Origin of the sequence: Pontibacterium sp., from assembly GCF_041587635.1 — a bacterium.
Classification (GTDB): Bacteria; Pseudomonadota; Gammaproteobacteria; order Pseudomonadales; family Balneatricaceae; genus Pontibacterium.
Genome location: NZ_JBFGYC010000622.1, coordinates 1 through 2,231 on the forward strand (window position 1 = coordinate 1; position 2,231 = coordinate 2,231).

1 protein-coding gene is annotated in these 2,231 nt (G+C 54.8%); it reads left to right on the forward strand.

Annotation, left to right across the window (positions count from 1 at the left end):
• On the forward strand, positions 1 to 2,231 hold a 2,231-nt coding region (putA, locus tag ABYW01_RS19910), incomplete at both ends, for a bifunctional proline dehydrogenase/L-glutamate gamma-semialdehyde dehydrogenase PutA (RefSeq protein WP_372836157.1).

Sequence of the window (2,231 nt, forward strand, 5' to 3'; positions counted from 1 at the left end):
CGTGCGGCGGATTTGGTACGCAAGGTTCGTAACGAAAGCTCACCGTCTATGATGGAAAAGTTTCTCGCTGAATATGGTCTGACGACGAAAGAGGGCGTGGCCTTGATGTGTCTGGCTGAAGCGCTGTTGCGTGTACCGGATTCCATCACGGTTGACGCACTGATTGAAGATAAAGTGGCGCACGGTAACTGGCGCAGCCATCTGGGTAAGGCGAACTCCTCTCTGGTGAACTCATCAACCTGGGCGTTGATGTTGACCGGCAAAATGATCGCGCCGGAAGAAGACCAGAAAAAAGGTGTTACGAAAACGCTGCGCTCAATGGTGAAGCGATTGGGCGAGCCTGTGGTCCGTACCGCAGTGGGTCAGGCGATGAAAGAGCTGGGCCGTCAGTTTGTACTGGGTCGTACGATCGAAGAAGCGACTAAACGCGCGAGTAAATACGAAGCTCAGGGTTATTCCTACTCCTACGATATGCTGGGTGAAGCGGCGCGTACCGATGCGGATGCATTGCGTTATCACGCGGCGTACGCCAAAGCGATCAACGAACTGTCTGCGGCGTGCACGCACGCTGATATCCGGATGAATCCGGGCATCTCCGTTAAATTGTCTGCACTGCATGCGCGCTATGAATTTGGTCAGCGTGACCGTGTGATGAAAGAGCTGGTGGAACGCACGCGTTCACTGGCATTGCAGGCAAAACAAGCCAACATGGGCTTCAACATCGACGCGGAAGAAGCCGATCGTCTGGATCTGTCTCTGGATGTGATCGAAGCCGTTTTGTCTGATCCGGCACTCGAAGGCTGGGAAGGGTTTGGCATCGTTGTGCAGGCATTTGGCCCGCGTGCGTCCCATGTGCTGAACTGGCTGTATGTATTGGCGACCAATCTGGATCGCAAGATCATGGTACGTCTGGTTAAAGGCGCATACTGGGATGCCGAGATCAAACGCGCTCAGGTACTGGGTCTGAATGGTTTCCCAGTCTATACCCGTAAAGTGAACAGCGATGTGTCTTACATGTGCTGTGCTGAAAAACTGCTGGGTATGACCGATCGTATCTATCCTCAGTTTGCGACGCACAACGCACACTCCGTTGCCTCCATTTTGCATATGGCCCGTGATATGGGCGCTGAGCAGTACGAATTTCAGCGTCTGCACGGCATGGGCGAATCCCTGCACGATACCGTATTGAAAAACAGCAACACCCGTTGCCGTATTTATGCACCGGTCGGTGCGCATCAGGATCTGCTGGCGTACCTGGTGCGCCGTTTGTTGGAAAACGGGGCCAACAGCTCCTTTGTAAACCAGATTGTGGACACCAGCATCCTGCCGGAAGAGATTGCACGCGACCCGTTTGATGCGGTGAGAGCACAAGGTGATCAGGTCTCCAGCACCATGATTGCACGTCCTGCTGACCTGTACGGTGAAGGCCGTGTGAATGCACGTGGCTGGGATATTACCGATCCGGTTGCTATGGAACTGCTGGAAGCTGAACGTTTTGGCTTCCTTGAGCATCAGTGGCAGGCACAGCCGATGGTCGCGGGTAATGTCATCAGTGAAGTGGGTGATCGCAATCAGATCAACGTCACCAATCCGGCTGCACCCGATGATCTGGTGGGTTGTGTGATTGAAGCGTCTGCGGACGATATCGAAGATGCCATCATTGCGGCGCAGAATGGTTTCACGGCATGGTCTGCAACGCCTGCGGCACAGCGTGCAGAATGTCTGCGTAAAGTCGCTGACCTGTTCGAAGAACACGCGGCAGAACTGTTCAGCCTGACCACCCGTGAAGCGGGTAAGAATATGCTGGATGCGGTCGGCGAATTGCGTGAAGCGGTGGATTTTGCCCGTTACTACGCAACTGAAGCCCTGCGCAACGAACACAACGGTGAAGCCCGTGGTGTGATTACTTGTATCTCTCCGTGGAACTTCCCTCTGGCAATCTTCTCCGGTCAGGTGCTGGCTGCATTGGCAGCGGGTAACGCGGTATTGGCTAAACCGGCGGATCAGACGGCATTAATCGCCGCGCGTGCGGTTGAGTTAATGCGCGAAGCGGGTATTCCTGCGGATGCCTTGCAGCTTCTGCCGGGCAGCGGTGTGAATGTGGGTGCGCCGCTGACCTCTGATGCACGTATTGCCGCATCTATGCCTACCGTTGAGCACTGCATGAAAGCAGGTGCTTCTGTTATGGTGATGTCTCACCGTGGTCGCCCGGAAGAAGGCAAGGCAGATAA